The 14,506-nt window shown below is 72.9% G+C and carries 15 protein-coding genes; 7 read left to right on the top strand and 8 right to left on the bottom strand.

Annotation, left to right across the window (positions count from 1 at the left end):
• Nucleotides 1-85: 85 nt before the first annotated feature.
• Nucleotides 86-505 (bottom strand): DUF1707 domain-containing protein, encoded by a 420-nt coding sequence (locus ACILQ5_RS13780; RefSeq protein WP_395658582.1) that lies wholly within the window; start codon nt 503-505, stop codon nt 86-88.
• Complete coding sequence (locus tag ACILQ5_RS13775; RefSeq protein WP_395658581.1) at nt 505-1,242, bottom strand: PadR family transcriptional regulator; 738 nt, start codon at nt 1,240-1,242, stop codon at nt 505-507. The genes ACILQ5_RS13780 and ACILQ5_RS13775 overlap by 1 nt, the downstream gene beginning before the upstream one ends.
• A gap of 311 nt (nt 1,243-1,553) precedes the next feature.
• On the opposite strand from ACILQ5_RS13775, the gene ACILQ5_RS13770 reads away from it, so the two are divergent.
• Nucleotides 1,554-2,501 (top strand): type IV toxin-antitoxin system AbiEi family antitoxin domain-containing protein, encoded by a 948-nt coding sequence (locus tag ACILQ5_RS13770; protein ID WP_395658580.1) that lies wholly within the window; start codon nt 1,554-1,556, stop codon nt 2,499-2,501.
• 155 nt (nt 2,502-2,656) lie between these two features.
• Here ACILQ5_RS13770 and ACILQ5_RS13765 read toward each other — a convergent pair whose 3' ends face one another.
• Genes ACILQ5_RS13765 through ACILQ5_RS13755 form a run of 3 tightly spaced genes read right to left on the bottom strand, consistent with a single transcriptional unit; the run spans nt 2,657 to nt 6,179 of the window.
• Nucleotides 2,657-4,588: a M3 family metallopeptidase gene (locus tag ACILQ5_RS13765; RefSeq protein WP_395658579.1), complete on the bottom strand. Its 1,932-nt coding sequence runs from the start codon at nt 4,586-4,588 to the stop codon at nt 2,657-2,659.
• On the bottom strand, nt 4,585-5,814 hold the full coding sequence (locus ACILQ5_RS13760) for an RNA polymerase sigma factor (RefSeq protein WP_395658578.1): 1,230 nt from the start codon (nt 5,812-5,814) through the stop codon (nt 4,585-4,587). The genes ACILQ5_RS13765 and ACILQ5_RS13760 overlap by 4 nt, the downstream gene beginning before the upstream one ends.
• Nucleotides 5,811-6,179, bottom strand: a complete 369-nt coding sequence (locus tag ACILQ5_RS13755; RefSeq protein WP_395658577.1) for a YciI family protein — start codon at nt 6,177-6,179, stop codon at nt 5,811-5,813. The genes ACILQ5_RS13760 and ACILQ5_RS13755 overlap by 4 nt, the downstream gene beginning before the upstream one ends.
• 114 nt (nt 6,180-6,293) lie before the next feature.
• Between ACILQ5_RS13755 and ACILQ5_RS13750 the strand changes: the two genes are divergently transcribed.
• From ACILQ5_RS13750 to ACILQ5_RS13735, 4 genes are all read left to right on the top strand, one after another.
• On the top strand, nt 6,294-6,674 hold the full coding sequence (locus ACILQ5_RS13750) for a VOC family protein (RefSeq protein WP_395658576.1): 381 nt from the start codon (nt 6,294-6,296) through the stop codon (nt 6,672-6,674).
• Nucleotides 6,675-6,691: 17 nt separating this feature from the next.
• On the top strand, nt 6,692-7,288 hold the full coding sequence (locus tag ACILQ5_RS13745) for a maleylpyruvate isomerase N-terminal domain-containing protein (protein ID WP_395658575.1): 597 nt from the start codon (nt 6,692-6,694) through the stop codon (nt 7,286-7,288).
• 88 nt (nt 7,289-7,376) lie between these two features.
• A complete protein-coding gene (locus ACILQ5_RS13740) occupies nt 7,377-8,381 on the top strand; it encodes a glycoside hydrolase family 6 protein (RefSeq protein ID WP_395658574.1) in 1,005 nt (334 codons plus the stop codon).
• A 7-nt stretch (nt 8,382-8,388) separates the two neighbouring features.
• Nucleotides 8,389-8,745: a hypothetical protein gene (locus ACILQ5_RS13735; RefSeq protein WP_395658573.1), complete on the top strand. Its 357-nt coding sequence runs from the start codon at nt 8,389-8,391 to the stop codon at nt 8,743-8,745.
• A 48-nt stretch (nt 8,746-8,793) separates the two neighbouring features.
• Here the strand turns inward: ACILQ5_RS13735 and ACILQ5_RS13730 are convergent, their stop codons facing one another.
• Nucleotides 8,794-9,294, bottom strand: a complete 501-nt coding sequence (locus tag ACILQ5_RS13730) for a DUF427 domain-containing protein (RefSeq protein WP_395658572.1) — start codon at nt 9,292-9,294, stop codon at nt 8,794-8,796.
• Between the two features lie 55 nt (nt 9,295-9,349).
• Between ACILQ5_RS13730 and ACILQ5_RS13725 the strand changes: the two genes are divergently transcribed.
• Entirely contained in the window at nt 9,350-10,642 is a 1,293-nt protein-coding gene (locus tag ACILQ5_RS13725; protein ID WP_395658571.1) for an MFS transporter, read from the top strand.
• Between the two features lie 11 nt (nt 10,643-10,653).
• Here the strand turns inward: ACILQ5_RS13725 and ACILQ5_RS13720 are convergent, their stop codons facing one another.
• The gene (locus tag ACILQ5_RS13720) at nt 10,654-11,157 is read right to left on the bottom strand and encodes a mycothiol transferase (RefSeq protein WP_395658570.1); all 504 of its coding nucleotides are present in this window, start codon (nt 11,155-11,157) and stop codon (nt 10,654-10,656) included.
• Between the two features lie 53 nt (nt 11,158-11,210).
• On the opposite strand from ACILQ5_RS13720, the gene ACILQ5_RS13715 reads away from it, so the two are divergent.
• Entirely contained in the window at nt 11,211-12,197 is a 987-nt protein-coding gene (locus ACILQ5_RS13715; protein WP_395658569.1) for an LLM class F420-dependent oxidoreductase, read from the top strand.
• A 99-nt stretch (nt 12,198-12,296) separates the two neighbouring features.
• Here ACILQ5_RS13715 and ACILQ5_RS13710 read toward each other — a convergent pair whose 3' ends face one another.
• Nucleotides 12,297-14,498 carry a CocE/NonD family hydrolase gene (locus ACILQ5_RS13710; protein ID WP_395658568.1) on the bottom strand — a complete coding sequence of 734 codons (2,202 nt, stop codon included), beginning with the start codon at nt 14,496-14,498 and terminating at the stop codon, nt 12,297-12,299.
• Nucleotides 14,499-14,506: the final 8 nt, after the last annotated feature.

Here is a 14,506-nt window from a genome sequence, read left to right as displayed (position 1 = left end):
GGAGCAGGGTCCCGAGAACGCTCCACCGGTCCCCCCAGCCCGGTCTTGACAGATTAGGTACCAGGGGAGGCCCCGGATATCTGGTCTAACGTCGTGGTCTACACCACTGGTCTGGTCCGGCCCCTGACCAGCGCGTCGTCGCGAGCCGACGGCGGGCGACGATCGCCACGAGCACCAGGCCGACGAGGACGAACGGGACGTGCGTGGCGATCGTCAGCACCAGGAGCACCGCCAGGACCGGTGCCACCGGCACCGGGAGGCGGCCGCGCCACCTCGACGCCGGCCAGGACGGCGTACGTCGATCCGTGGCCGCGTCGGCCGGGCCGGGGCGGCCGGGCAGGTCGGTGAAGACCGGCGCCAGCTCGCCCCGGGTCCGGGCCGCCCAGATGCGGTCCAGCCGCTCGGCGTGCTCGTCGGTCGTGAGCCGGCCCTGGACGTAGTGCTCGCCGAGCTCGGCCGCCGCGCGCTCGCGGTCGGCGTCACCGATCCGCAGCCGGTCGTCCATCACCGGTCCTCGGGCTGGTCCTCGCCGGGCTGGTCCTCGGGCTCGTCGACGGGCTCGTCCTCGGCGTCGTCGCCGTCGGCGAGGACGCCGTACAGCCGGCGCCGGGTGTCGACGAGGATCTCGACCGCGGCCCGGCGCTGCTGGTCGCTCCCGGTGGTGACGATCTGCCACACCGCGCCCATGACCTGGCCGATCTCCGGTCGGAGGTCGGCGACCGCACCGTCCTCCTCGCGCTCGGGCTCCTCGAAGGGGGCCCAGACGGCGGCGAGCTCGGCGGCCCGCTCGACGACGTACTGCTCACCGGCGGTCGTCAGCCGCAGGCTGCGGCGACCGTTCGCGTCGGCGGTCTCCAGCAGGCCTTCGTCCTCGAGCTGCTGGATGGTCGGGTAGACCGACCCGGGGCTGGGGCGCCAGGCGCCGTTGCTGCGCTCGGCGATCTGCTGGATCACCTGGTAGCCGTTGATCTCCTCGCCGCCCTCGCGGGCGACGCGGACGACGTCCAGGATCGCGCTGCGGACGTCGCCGCGGCGGACCCGCGGTCCGCGCTGCCGGTCCCCCTGCGCCAGGCCGAACAGGCCGGCCACCCACGGCGGCGGGCCCGGGTTGCCCGGACGGCCCGAGCCGTGCGGGCCGAACCCTCCCCAGGGCGGACCGCCCCAGCCGCCGCGCCGGCCGTGCTGCTGCAGGTGCTGGTCGGGGTGGGATGCCCACTGCCGACCGAATCCTCGGTGTCCCATGTCAGGACTCCTCTCGTGTCTGTCAGGTCTGCGATCTCGCGCCGTCTGACTGTCGTCGACGTGTCGCGATATATCGTGAGCGTACGCCGACAGCGCGGCGGCCACAAGCGCGGGTTTCACCGGTCAGCCGGTGAAACCCGCATGACACGCCGTCCGGTCCCGGCGAGTCGTGCGGGAATCACCGGGCGGGTACGTCGACACGGCGAGAGACGGCCCGGGAATCCTCCACAACGCAGACGGAACGACGGCTCGTGCACAGGCGGAGCGGCCCGCGGGTCGCAGGCGAGTGGTCGCGGCAAGCCAGGAGCATGATGCTCCCACCCCAGACGCACATCCACGACGACAACCTGATGACCACCGCGGACCTGCTCGCGAGCGGCTATGACGACCGGGCGATCACCCGGCTCGTGGCACGGGGCGTGCTGCACCGCATCCGGCACGGCGCCTACACCTTCGCCATCCACTGGCACCAGCTCGACGACGTCGGGCGACACCTGTTGACGGCGCGAGCGGTCCTGCGGAACGTCAAGGTTCCGACCCTCCTCTGCGGCCCGACGGCGGCGCGGGCACTCGGGGCACCGACCTGGGACCTCGGCGACGAGGTGCACGTCGTGCGCCCGGACCAGCGGTCCGACCGCCGGCAGGCCGGACGGGCGCCGCACCGTGGCCAACTGCTGGTCGGCGACGTCACCGTCCGACATGGCCTCCCGGTCACCAGCGGCACGAAGACCGCCCTCGACGTGATGACCCAGACCGACCAGGAGCGTGCCCTCGTCGTCGTCGACGGGCTGCTGCACACGAAGGAGACGACGTTCCCGCTTCTGGAACAGCGCAGCCAGGCGATGGATCACGATCCCGGGTCCCTGATCTTCCCGATCATCCTCGGGCTCACGGACGGCCGCCACGAGTCCGCAGGCGAGACTCGGTCTGCGGCGATGTTCCGGGCGCACCAGCTGCCGCGACCGGAGCCCCAGTACGAGATCAGGGACCGCTGTGGTCGCGTGGTGGCGCGGGTCGACTTCGCGTGGCCGGAGCTCGGGGTGTTCGTCGAGTTCGACGGCAAGGTCAAGTACGGGCGTCTTCGGCGACCCGGAGAGTCGGTCGAGGAAGCCGTGCTGCGCGAGAAGAAGCGCGAGGAGCTCGTCTGCGGGCTCACGGGGTGGCGCTGCGTTCGCATCACCTGGGCGGATCTCTACCGTCCCGAGCTCGTCATCGCCCGGATCTGCGCCTCGTTCCGCGGCGAGCCCTGGCCCGCATGAGCAGGCGAGCCGGAGACCGGCACGCCGCTCAGGCACCCTGGGCACCCCGAGCGGGACCTGCCCGGCAAGACCCGCACGCCACGCCGTACGGGGTGGGCGTGTCGTGCGGGTTTCACCGGTCAGCCGGTGAAACCCGGTGTGTCGCGACCCGAGCCCTACCGCGCGAGCCAGGCGGCGTACGCGTCGAAGGTGTAGGGCCGACCGAGGAAGTCGGCGACCAGGTCGGCGGCGTCGCGGGAGCCGCCAGGGGCGAGCACGCGGTCGCGGTAGCGCGCCGCGACGTCCGGGGCGAACAGGTCGTCGGGGTCGAAGGCGGAGAACAGGTCCTTCGCGATCACCAGCGACCACATGTAGGTGTAGTAGCCCGAGGAGTAGCCGGACAGGTGCCCGAAGCTGGCGAACATGTGGGTGCCGTCGATGTAGGGGAACGGCGAGTACCGCTCCTGGAGAGCGCGCATCGCGGCCGTGAGGTCCGCGGGCCGGTCGGCGTGGAACCAGTACGACATGGCCGCGTAGAACATCTGGGTCCGCGCGTGGTAGCCCTTGCCGAAGTCGTCGGCGGCGCGCATCCGGGCCACGAGGTCGACGGGGATCGGCTCGCCGGACTCCGAGACCGCGAACGTCCGCAGCACGTCCGCGTCCCAGGCCCACTCCTCGAGCATCTGGCTCGGCGCCTCGACGAAGTCCCACTCGGTCGCGACGCCGGAGAACCGGGTCCACTCCCCGCCGCCGGCGAGCACGTGGTGCACCAGGTGCCCGAACTCGTGGAAGAGCGTGACGACGTGGTCGTGCTCCATCAGCCCGCGGGAGAAGTTGCAGACGAGCACGCCCTCGGCGAGCTGCCGCCCGGCGAGCCCGTCGGCGAGCGTGAACTGGGCGGCGTGCTTGTACTTGCCCTCGCGCGGGTGCAGGTCCAGGTAGATCCGCCCGATGCGGGTGCCGTCGCACAGGACGTCGTAGGACGCCACGTCCTCGTGCCAGACCGGCGCGTCCAGCACCGGCTCGTAGGTGAGGCCGAACAGCCGCCCGGTCACGTCGAGGAGGCCCTGCCGCACCCGGGTGAAGTCGAAGTACGCGCGCACCTGCTGCGCATCGACGTCGTGGCGCTCCTGGCGCACGAGCTCCTCGTAGTACACGGAGTCCGCAGTGTCGATGGCGGTCGCACCCGGCACGTCGCGTCCGTAGCGCTCGAGCAGCAGCTCGAGGTCGCGGCGCATCGGCTCCGCCGCCGCGTCGGCGATCCGGTCGATGAACGCGGGGATGGCCGGCCCGCTGCCGATCATCTTCACGTCGGCGTCGTACGACGGCCAGTCGGCGTAGCCGACCAGCGTCGCGAGCTGGGCCCGGAGGTCGAGGAGCTCGTGCAGGAGCGGCTCGTTGCGGGGCCACCCGCGCTCGAGGAACGCCGTGGTCACCTGCCGCCGGACGTCGGCGTCGTGCACGAACATCCGGACGGGCACCGAGTCCGGGTAGTCGGTCGTGACCGTCACCAGCCCGTCCTCGCCGGGCGGGTGGGCGTCGAGCCAGTCCTGCGGCATCCCGGCGAGCCGCTCGACCGGCACCCGCACGGTGCGCACGTCGTCCCGGATGGTGCGGCCGAACTCCTGGCCGACCTCGGTCAGGCGCTCGTTGATCGCCGCCAGCCGGGTGCGGGTGGCCTCGTCGAGGTCGACGCCGGCGCGCCGGAAGTCCTCCAGGGTCTTGGTCAGCAGCCGCGCGGCCGCCGCGTCGAGCCCCGCCGGGTCGGCAGCCGCGAACACCTCGTAGAGCACCCGGTCCTGGCGGAGCTCGGTGACGTAGCGATCGACCTCCTGCTCCGCGCGCTCGCAGCGGCTGCGCACGGCCTCGACCGGGTGCACGTTGGCGAGCAGCGAGGAGACGGCGGCGACGTCCGCGAGGTGCCGGGCGGCCTCGTCCCAGGCGCGGAGGACGTCGAGGGTGCGGGCCGGCGGGTCGCTGCGCAGCCCGTCGACGACGTCGCGCGCCGCGGCGAGGCCCTCGCGGGTGCGGGCGTCGACCCAGTCCTCGGCCTCGTCGGCGGGGGGCAGGGCGAGCGGGGTCACCTGGTCGGCACCGAGGTCGGTCATGGCGCCAGGGTGCCACGACGCCGCGCGAGGTAGGAGCGCTCGGCCGGGTTGCCGCTGGCGGCGATCGCGGCGTCGTAGGCCGCCCGGGCGTCGGCGCTCCGGCCGAGCCGGCGCAGCAGGTCGGCCCGGGTCGCGTGCCAGGCGTGGTACGACGTCAGGCTCGGCTGGGCCGCGCCGAGCCGGTCGACCTCGGCGAGCCCGACCGCGGCGCCGTCCAGCTCCGCGACCGCCACCGCCCGGTTGAGCGCGACCACCGGCGAAGGCGCGAGGGCGTACAGCTGGTCGTAGAGCGTGGCGATCTGCGCCCAGTCGGTGTCGGACGCGGTCGGTGCGTCGGTGTGCACCGCGTTGATGGCGGCGAGCAGCTGGTACTGCCCGGGCCGGCCGCGCGCCAGGCACTCGCGGACCAGGGCGTGGCCCTCGGCGATGAGCTCCCGGTCCCAGCCGCCGCGGTCCTGCTCGGGCAGCGTCACGAGCTCGCCGCCGGCGACCCGGCTCCGGCGCCGGGCGTCGGTGAGCAGCATCAGCGCCAGCAGCCCCGCGACCTCGGGCTCGTCCGGCAGCAGCGCACGGAGGATCCGGCCCAGCCGGATCGCCTCCGCCGTGAGGTCCTCCCGGATCGGCGTCTCGCCCGAGCTGGCGAGGTAGCCCTCGTTGAACACCAGGTAGACGACCGCCAGGACCGCGGAGAGCCGCCGGGTGAGGTCCTCGGGCGCGGGTACCCGGTAGGGGATGTGGGCGTCCCGGATCTTCTTCTTCGCCCGCGTGATCCGCTGCGCCATCGTCGTCTCGGGGACCAGGAAGGCCTGGGCGATCTCGGCGACGGTCAGCCCGCCGAGCAGCCGCAGGGTCAGCGCCACCCGCGCCTCGGGCGCGAGCGCGGGGTGGCAGCAGGTGAAGATCAGCCGCAGCCGGTCGTCCTCGACGATGCCGGTCGGCTCGTGCGGTGTGTCGTCCTCGATCATCAGGGCCGCCTGGTGCTTGGCGTCGCGGTGCGACTCGCGGCGGATCCGGTCGATGGCACGCCGGGCGGCCGTCGTGGTCAGCCAGCCGCCCGGGTTGGGCGGCACGCCGTCCACCGGCCACCGCTCGACCGCGACCAGCAGTGCCTCGCCGGCCGCCTCCTCGGCGACGTCGATGTCGCCGAAGCGGCGGACCAGCGAGGCGACGATCCGGCCGTACTCCTCGCGGTAGATCCGCTCGATCGCCGCAACGGCGTCGCTCACGCCTCGGGCTCCTCCTGGAACGGGCGCACCTCGACCCGGCCGGCGCACGCCTTCGAGCCCTCGGTGGCCCACGCCAGGGCGGCGTCGAGGTCGGCGGCCTCGATGATCCAGAAGCCGCCGAGGTACTCCTTCGACTCGGTGAAGGGGCCGTCGGTGATGATGACCTCGGCGCCGGTGTTGTCGACCGTGGTGGTCGCGTCGTGCGTCTCGAGCCCACCCGCGAAGACCCAGGCGCCCTCCGCGCGCAGCTTCTCGTTGAAGGTGCCGACGGCGGCGAACAGCTCCTGCATCTCCTCGGGTGTCATGGCGGCCATCGCGGCCACGTCGTCGGTGGTGTGGTTGACGGCGAGCAGGTACTGGCTCATGACTGTCTCCTCCTGGGTGGGACCTCGTCCGGGTCCTTCGTGGTCACCACGAACCACCCTGCCCGGACACGACACCCTTCCCCAAGGGATTTCCGTCTGCCTACGGTGAGGTCCATGTCGGCCACGTCGTTCCGCCTCTCCTCGACCGTCCTCGGCACGCCGGACCCGCGTGCGCTTGCCTCGTTCTACCGGGAGCTGCTGGGCTGGGAGCTGCGCGTCGACCGGCCGGAGTGGGTGGTCCTGAGGCCCGTCGACGGCGCGAGCGGGCTGTCCTTCCAGCTCGAGGACGGGCACGTCCCGCCGAGCTGGCCGGCAGGCCCGGGCGAGCAGCAGATGCAGGCCCACCTCGACATCGCCGTGGACGACCTGGCGGCCGGCGTGGAACGGGCGATGTCGCTGGGCGCCCGCCTGGCGTCGTACCAGCCGCAGGACGACGTGCGGGTGCTCCTCGACCCGGCCGGCCACCCGTTCTGCCTCTTCGCACCGGCGCACTGAGCGTCTACGGTCTCGGCATGACCGACTGGGGCGACCTGTACCGCGAGCACGTCGACGCCGTCACGGCCCTGGCCGCCGACCTCACCGAGGAGCAGCTCGCCACGACCGTCCCCGCCACGCCGGCCTGGACGGTGCACGACGTCCTGGCCCACCTCGCCGGCGGACCGGCCGACGCGGTGACCGGGCGGATGGAGGGGGCGCCCGGACCGGAGTGGACCGCCCGGCACGTCGGGGAGCGCCGCGACCTCCCGGTGCCGGTGCTCGTCGAGGAGATGCGGTCCCACCAGGACGCCATCGCCGAGCAGGTCGCGGACAACCCCCGACCCGCCATCGTGTGGGACATCGCCGTCCACCACGCCGACCTGCACGAGGCACTCGACCTCGGCCTGCTGCCGGAGCCGATGTGGGCACCGGTGCTCGCCGGGGTGGCGCCGATGAAGCTCGGCACCGCCGGCGTGCCCGAGGAGGTCGACCCGTACGAGCTCTTCCGGGCGCTGTTCTCCCGGCGCTCACGCGCCCAGATGCAGGCGTGGGGTCTCCCGCTCTCCGCCGAGCAGCTCGACGAGCTGTGCATCTTCGGCCCGCGCGAGGACGACCAGCCGATCCCCGCCTGAGGGCAGCAGCCTGAAGACTTCCTCTGGACAACCGCAAGGTCGTCCTGAGAAGGGCCCGGGCCACCCGGGCGCCCTTTACCCTGGAGACGTGCTCCCCCGGTCCTTCTCCCGTCGCGCCGCCGCGCTGCTGGCCGTCCTCGCCCTCGGCGCGGTCGGTCTGGCCGTGCCGGTCGCGGCCGACACCGCGCACCACGCGGCAGCGGCGGCGGGCAAGGACCCCCGCAAGAGCCGCGGGCTGTTCGTCGACCCGAAGATGCCCGCCTACCAGGCCGGCGGCGTCTATCGACAGAAGCTCGGCTCTCGTGCGCAGGCCCTGTGGCTGGGACCGGAGTACTACCCCACCGACCAGGTGCGCGACGTGGTGCGCGCCTACACCTCCCGCGCGCTCGCGGTCAGGAAGACCCCGATCCTGGCCGTGTACGGCATCCCGGACCGCGACTGCGGGATGTACTCCTCCGGCGGGCTCCCCGGCGCCGACGAGTACAAGGCCTGGGTCAGGCAGATCGCCCGGGGGGTCAAGGACCAGGACGTCCTGCTGATCCTCGAGCCCGACGCCGTCCCGTTCTACGGCGACCCGCGCTGCCGGAACGCCGGCGACCGGCTCGGCCTGCTGCGCTACGCCTCCCGCGTGCTGAGCAACGCCGGCGCGTGGGTCTACCTCGACGCCGGCCACTCGGACTGGACGCCCTACGACGACCGCGCGGCCCTGCTCAAGAAGGCCGGCATCGGCTACGACCGCGGCTTCAGCACCAACGTGGCCAACTACCGCACCAACGCCGACGAGAAGGCCTACGCCGGTGACCTGCTCGCCGACCTGCGCAAGCTCGACGTCCGCGGGGTGCACTACGTGATCGACACCTCCCGCAACGGCGCCGCGAACCCCGTCGACGGCGACGTCACCAACCCCACCTGGGCGCGGATCGGGAAGCCGCCGCGGCTCGTCTTCGACGGTGCGTTCGACGGCAACCTCTGGGTCAAGCACCCCGGCGAGTCCGACGGCCAGGTCAACGGCGGCGGCCCCTCCGGGCAGTGGTGCGACATGCTCGCCGACCGCCTGATCGACGGCACGTCGACGCGGTCGTCCTGCCCCTGAGGTCACCATGGCGACGTACGAGGTCAACCCGGACGCCGTCGACCACGCCCGCGCACTGATCGGCAAGCGGCAGTACGTCCTCGACAGCGAGTGGGGCGACGTCCAGCCCCGCGCCGCCGCCGAGAACGCCTACCTCGAGCGGCACTCGTGGGAGGAGTACGCCGCCTGGCACCTCGGTCTCACCGAGGGTGCGAACGACGGGACCAAGGCCCGCTACGCGTTCGGGTACGGCGACCTCCGGCGGGTGCACCGCTCCGGCCTGATCGCCTGCGTCTACCGCGCCGCCGAGTGGCGGCACAAGGCGGTCGAGCGCGCGGCGTACGACCTGCTCCAGCACCTCGACGCGACCGCCGGGATCTGCTGAGCCGGCCCGTCGTTCAGGCGCGCGCCGGACTCATCGGTCACCAATCGGTCACCAACCGGTCGTGCCCGGACCACCCTTGAACGGTCCGGTGACCCGGCTGGTGATCCACCCGCCGTAGAAGCCGCCCGGCTGCGGCACGACCACCTCGCCGTCCACGGTGCACCGGTCCACGAGGGCCGGCATCACCGCGACCGCGTCCGCGATCACCTCGAAGCCGGGGCTCGGGCGCACGTAGGTCCACGCCGCCCGGGCGGCGACCCGCTCGCCCGCCGCCGGGTCGTGCACGACGAGGTCGAAGTAGGAGGCGTGCCCCTTCCACTCGCAGAAGGTGCGACCCCCGACCGGCCGGAGCGCGCCGTCGAGGAACGCCGAGCGCGGCAGGTAGTACGTCGGCGGGTGGCTGGTCTCCAGGACCCGCCACGAGGTGGTCGTGCTGGCGACGGCCACGCCGCCGAGCTCGACCTCGACCAGCTCGGTGCTGGCCTCGACGCGCGGCGGGCGCGGGTAGTCCCACACCGACTCGACGGGTCCGGGTGCTGTCTCGGTCACACCTCGACGGTACCGACCGGGGGAACAACGGCGGCCGGAGCTAGGTTCGGGGACCGTGCGCAGACTCCGGGGGATGGTGGCCGACACCCGGCCGCTGCGCAACGACAACTTCCGGCGGCTGTGGACCGCCAACATCGTCACGGTGGTCGGGGCACAGCTCACGGTCGTGGCGGTCCCGGCGCAGATCTACGCCGTCACCGGCTCCTCGGCGTACGTCGGCCTCACCGGGCTGTTCGGGCTGGTCCCGCTGGTCGTGTTCGGGCTGTGGGGCGGCGCGCTGGCCGACGTCTTCGACCGGCGCACGATCCTGCTGGTCACGACGACCGGCCTGATCGCCACCAGCGTGCTGTTCTGGGTCCAGGCCGCGGCGGGCAACACGAACGTGTGGCTGCTGCTGGGCCTCTTCTCGGTGCAGCAGGCGTTCTTCGCCGTCAACCAGCCGACCCGGAGTGCGGTGCTGCCGCGTCTGCTCGAGCCCGAGCTGCTCCCGGCCGCCAACTCCCTGAACATGACGGTCTTCCAGGCCGGCGCCATCGGCGGTCCGCTCATCGCCGGGGTGCTGATCCCCGTGCTCGGGTTCGGGTGGCTCTACCTGATCGACGCGGTCACGCTGTTCGCCACGATGAGCGCCGTCGTCCGGCTGCCGCGGCTGCCGGTCGAGGGCGTCACGACGACGCCGGGCCTGCGCTCGGTGGTCGAGGGGTTCTCCTACCTCCGAGGACACCCCGTGCTGCTGATGTCCTTCGTCGTCGACCTGATCGCGATGGTCTTCGGCATGCCCCGCGCGCTGTTCCCGGAGATCGCGCACCTGTCCTTCGGCGGCCCCGACAGCGGCGGCCTGGTCTTCGCGCTGCTGTTCGCGGCGATCCCGGCGGGGGCGGTCGTCGGCGGCGTGTTCTCCGGCTGGGTCTCCCGCGTCGACCGGCAGGGGCTCGCCGTCATCGTCTGCATCCTCGTGTGGGGCGCGGCGATGACGGGGTTCGGCATCGCGGTCGGCCTCGCCGACCGTGGGTCCGCCTCCTGGCAGCACACGATGCTGCTCGTCGCCCTGCTGATGCTGACGGTCGGCGGCGCGGCGGACATGGCCTCCGCAGCGTTCCGCACCAGCATGCTCCAGAGCGCCGCCGCCGACTCGGTCCGCGGCCGGCTCCAGGGCGTGTTCATCGTGGTGGTCGCCGGCGGGCCCCGGGTCGCCGACGTCGTGCACGGCGCGGCGGCCGCCGCGGTCGGCACGGCGGCGGCCGCAGCGGGCGGTGGCGTGCTCGTGATCGTCGGGACGGTCGTCGCGGCGCTCGCCGTCCCGTCGTTCGTGCGCTACCGGATCAACCGGCAGCTCGCCACCGACTGACGGCGTACGGCCTAGCGACCGAGCAGGCCGCGCAGGTAGGCCGCCTGCCCGACGTGCTGGGCGTCGTCGTCGGCGATGCTCACCAGCCGCACGCCCAGGCTCACCGGCGGGTCCCAGCGCTCGTCGACGATGCGGTCGAGGTCGGCCTCGGTGACCGTGCGCAGGTAGGCGACGCTGGCCGCGTGGCAGGCGCGGAGGTAGTCGGCGAGCAGCTCGCCGCTCGCGCGCACCTTGCCGACCTGCTCGCTGGTGTGGCCGTAGCCGTGGTCCTGCGGGTCGAGGTCGAGCCCGAACCGGTCCACCCAGCCCTCGCTGAACCAGACCTGCTCGGTGCCGGCCACGTCGGCGAGCTGGGCGTCCTGCACGCGGGCCGCGTGCCAGACGAGCCAGGCGATCGAGTTCGCGTCCGGCGCGGGCCGGTGGGCGAGCTCGTCCTCGTCCAGACCGCCGACCACGGCGACGCCGTTCTCCAGCACCCGCTCGAAGAAGTCGATGTACACGTCCGCTGGGGTCATGGCACCGACGGTAGCCACCGTCTGCGTCCACCGCGAGTGGGTACTCGGGCTCCATGACGAACTTCGGCTACACCCTGATGACCGAGCAGAGCGGGCCGCGCGAGCTGGTCCGGTACGCCGTGGCCGCGGAGGAGGTCGGCTTCGACTTCGAGGTCTCCAGCGACCACTACTCCCCCTGGCTGACCGAGCAGGGGCACGCGCCGTACGCCTGGACCGTGCTGGGTGCCGTCGCCCAGGCGACCTCGCGGGTCGGCCTGATGACCTACGTGACCTGCCCGACGATGCGCTACCACCCGGCGGTCGTGGCGCAGAAGTCCGCGACCCTGCAGATCCTCGCCGAGGGCCGGTTCACCGTCGGGCTGGGCAGCGGGGAGAACCTGAACGAGCACGTCGTCGGCGAGGGCTGGCCGGCGATCCAGGACCGTCAGGAGATGCTCCGCGAGGCGGTCGCCATCATCCGCGCGCTGCACACCGGCGAGCTGGTCGACTACCGCGGCGAGTACTTCCAGGTCGACTCCGCCCGGGTCTGGGACGTCCCGGAGCAGGGCGTCGACCTCGGCCTGGCGGTCGCCGGCGAGCGCGCCATCGAGGCGCTCGCACCGCTCGGCGACCACCTGGTCGGGGTCGAGCCGAAGGCCTCGCTCGTCGAGGGCTGGAACGCCGTCGAGGGCGCCCCGCGGATCGGCGACGGTGCCCGGGCGATCGGGCAGGTCCCGATCTGCTGGGACCCCGACGAGGACACCGCCGTGAAGCGCGCGCACGAGCAGTTCCGCTGGTTCGGCGGCGGCTGGCAGGTCAACGCCGACCTGCCGACGCCCGCCGGCTTCTCCGGCGCGACCCAGTTCGTGCGCCCCGAGGACGTGGCCGGCTCGATCCCGTGCGGACCCGACCTGGACGCGATCGTCGAGTCGGTGTCGGCGTACTGGAAGGCCGGCTTCACCGACGTCGCGATCGTCCAGGTCGGCGACGAGGGCCAGGACCGGTTCCTCGAGGAGGCCGCCGGCCCGCTGCTGGAGAAGCTGCGCGCCGCCGCCCCCTGACGGTCGAGTCGGGACTTGTGACGGTCGAGTCGGGACTTCAGGACATGGCTCGACTGTTCGGAACTCCCGACTCAACCGTCAGAGGTCGAGATCCAACCGTCAGCCGGGGTAGGTGCGGCAGGGCTGGCTGCGCAGCGACGAGCACGGCGGGGCCGTCGCCGGCACCTTCACCCCGGGTACGACGGCGAGCACGATCCGCGAGCGGTGCACCATGTCCGCGGCGACGGTGACCTGCTCGCCGTGGGCGATCGTGTCGAAGGCCCACAGCGGCCGGGCGCCGCCGGGCGCGTCGACGGTCACCCGCAGCCGGGAGCCGGCGCGGAAGGCCTGCGCGAACGGGAACAGCTCGACCCGCAGCTTGGTGAACTTCCCTGCCGGCAGGGGTGCGGCGTCGGCCTCGAGGTCCGTGTGCACCGGCGAGATCGGGGTCGACTCGTCCAGGTCGAGCTTGCGGTGGCTGGCTCGGAGCCAGCCGGACTGCACGTAGACCTCGGTGCCGTCGGGGCGCACCTCGCTGAGGGTGACCTCGAGGTCGGTGTCGGCCTCCGGGGTCTTCACCCACAGGTCGACCGAGCCGGTGCCGACCGCCACCACGTCCTTCGCGAGCGGCGGGCTGATCCAGCCCAGGCCCTTGCCGTCCGGGATCTGGCGCCAGTCGTAGGTCGGGCTGGCCTTCCAGATGTCGTTGCCCGGCCCGGTGTAGTCGGTGTCCGGCAGTGCGGTGGGGTCGGCGAGGTAGCTGCGCTGCTCGACGTCGCCGGCCCGCAGGCGCGACGGCGAGGTGCGCAGCCCGCCGCCGGGCGTCAGGTACCACGCGGTCGGCTTCGCCTGCGGGACCGGCCAGGAGTCGAAGGTCCGCACGAACCGGGGCAGCGGCGAGCCGGCCGGCTGCCCGGCGGCGGCGCCCTCCTCGAAGCCGATCCGGACCGGGTCCTGCGACTGGTAGGTCCGTAGCGCCTGCCGGTAGGTCATGCCGGTGTAGTCGATGCCCGGTGGCAGGCTGAGGCCACCCACGCCGGTGATCGACTGCGCGAGGATCGGCGCGACGAGCTTCTTCGCGTCGCCCGGCACCCGCCGGCCGACGTACAGGTCGAGGAAGTCGGCGTACCGGCCGAAGACCCCGAGCGAGAGCGACTCGGTGTGCGACCCGTTGCTCATCGTCGCGTAGACGTGCGGCGACCCGGTGAAGTCGTCGAGCAGCGCCGGGAAGTGGCCCCCGGTCTGCTCGTCCTGCCAGGCGCCCGCGATGAAGACCGGGACGTCGATCTTCTTCACGAAGAGGCTCGGGTTGACCTGGTCGGCGATGACCGGGTCGTAGAACGGGTTGTCCTGGATGAGCTGGAGCGGGTCCGGGTTCTGCAGCCGGAGGAGCTGGTTGTCGGCGCACTCGGTGTCCCCGTTGTCCGCGCGCGTCTTGGTCCAGGCCTGCCCGTACGGCGCCGACTGGGTCGCCCGCTCCGCGGCCCACGGGACGGCGAAGCCGGTGTTGAGCACGCCCCCGGGGTAGAGCGTCCCGCGGAAGGTGTCGTCGATGACCGACAGCGGCGTGATCGCGGCCAGGTGCGGCGGCCGGGTGCGGGCGACGTACAGCTGGGAGATGCCGGGGTAGGAGATGCCCACCATGCCGACCTCGTGGAACTTCACCCACGGCTGCGCGGCGATCGCCTCGACGGCGTCGTACCCGTCGAGGCTCTGCACCGGCTCGAAGTTGAGGAACGAGCCGCCGGAGCAGCCGGTGCCGCGGATGTTCACGCCGACGTAGGCGAAGCCGAGGGTGTTGAACAGCTGGGCGAAGGTGGTGTCGGCCGGGTTGCTCGGGCCGTACCCGGAGTACTCCACGACGGTCGGGAACGGGCCGTCGCCGGAGGGCAAGGAGACGTTCGCCGACAGCGTCGTGCCGTCGCGGGTGGTGATGTAGTGGAAGCCCTCGTCGATCGTCTGGGCGTCGTAGAACGACTGGGGCGGCGGCGGGCTGCGGAAGCCGGTGACGGTGACCGGGTCGGACTCGCTGGCGGGGTCGCCCGCCACCCGGACGGTGTAGGGGCCGACGCTCAGCCGGCGCCAGGCGAGGCTGCCCTGGACGTCGACGGTGCCGGTCTCGACGACGGCGCCGTCGCCGTCGAGCAGCTCGAGCTCGTCACCCGGGGTCGCGTCGAGCACGTAGACCTGGTTGGTGCCGGGGCGGAGGGTGAAGCCCGGCGGGTCGTCGGCGGCGCTCGCTCCGCTCGTCGTGCCGAGTGCTCCCGCGACCAGTGCCACCGCCGAGACGGCGCACAGCGCCAGTCTCCTCCCCGTTGCCATGGGCGGAT

Source organism: Nocardioides sp. (assembly GCF_044226305.1).
Classification (GTDB): Bacteria; Actinomycetota; Actinomycetes; order Propionibacteriales; family Nocardioidaceae; genus Nocardioides.
This window is presented reverse-complemented; position numbering and strand designations above follow the sequence as displayed.

What these genes read in the sequence shown, in the direction of transcription:
- ACILQ5_RS13710 (WP_395658568.1), bottom strand. Translation starts at nt 14,498, where the DNA reads ATGGCAACGGGGAGGAGACTGGCGCTGTGCGCCGTCTCGGCGGTGGCA.
- ACILQ5_RS13765 (WP_395658579.1), bottom strand. Translation starts at nt 4,588, where the DNA reads ATGACCGACCTCGGTGCCGACCAGGTGACCCCGCTCGCCCTGCCCCCC.
- ACILQ5_RS13715 (WP_395658569.1), top strand. Translation starts at nt 11,211, where the DNA reads ATGACGAACTTCGGCTACACCCTGATGACCGAGCAGAGCGGGCCGCGC.
- ACILQ5_RS13770 (WP_395658580.1), top strand. Translation starts at nt 1,554, where the DNA reads ATGCTCCCACCCCAGACGCACATCCACGACGACAACCTGATGACCACC.
- ACILQ5_RS13745 (WP_395658575.1), top strand. Translation starts at nt 6,692, where the DNA reads ATGACCGACTGGGGCGACCTGTACCGCGAGCACGTCGACGCCGTCACG.
- ACILQ5_RS13780 (WP_395658582.1), bottom strand. Translation starts at nt 505, where the DNA reads ATGGACGACCGGCTGCGGATCGGTGACGCCGACCGCGAGCGCGCGGCG.
- ACILQ5_RS13720 (WP_395658570.1), bottom strand. Translation starts at nt 11,157, where the DNA reads ATGACCCCAGCGGACGTGTACATCGACTTCTTCGAGCGGGTGCTGGAG.
- ACILQ5_RS13735 (WP_395658573.1), top strand. Translation starts at nt 8,389, where the DNA reads ATGGCGACGTACGAGGTCAACCCGGACGCCGTCGACCACGCCCGCGCA.
- ACILQ5_RS13775 (WP_395658581.1), bottom strand. Translation starts at nt 1,242, where the DNA reads ATGGGACACCGAGGATTCGGTCGGCAGTGGGCATCCCACCCCGACCAG.
- ACILQ5_RS13750 (WP_395658576.1), top strand. Translation starts at nt 6,294, where the DNA reads ATGTCGGCCACGTCGTTCCGCCTCTCCTCGACCGTCCTCGGCACGCCG.
- ACILQ5_RS13755 (WP_395658577.1), bottom strand. Translation starts at nt 6,179, where the DNA reads ATGAGCCAGTACCTGCTCGCCGTCAACCACACCACCGACGACGTGGCC.